This window comes from Bradyrhizobium sp. Crot121 (assembly GCF_059512385.1).
Genome location: NZ_JCAMOR010000502.1, coordinates 1 through 357, shown reverse-complemented (window position 1 = coordinate 357; position 357 = coordinate 1). Strand labels below are relative to the sequence as shown.

Here is a 357-nt window from a genome sequence, read left to right as displayed (position 1 = left end):
ATGTAAGGTTGCAAGCCGTCCCGCCGAGCATTGACCCGGATGGACTTCATCGTCCTGACGAACTCGGATATTGCCCTTTGCCCAGTCCGGCGGCCAGCTTCTGTTCCATCTCGTCAGCAGGCTCTACGAGCGCGCCTCCGTCATCGTCAGCACCAACTTGCCTTCGGCGAGTGGCGCAGCGTGTTCGGCGACGCCAAGATGACCACTGCACCGCTCGACCGGCTGACCCATTACTGCGACATCGTCGAAACCGGAACGAAGCTGGCGATTCAAAAGCCGCGACTACGATCACGCCACCCCGCACTCGTCTCGCCTCCGCAATCCCGGCCAGCTCCGACGAGACGAGCGCTACCAGCA

General features: G+C 62.2%; 1 pseudogene. It reads left to right on the top strand.

Going from position 1 to position 357, the window contains the following annotated elements:
• Window positions 1-30 precede the first annotated feature (30 nt).
• Window positions 31-357 (top strand): annotated as a pseudogene (locus AC5ZGW_RS47670) (ATP-binding protein); the annotation flags it as partial.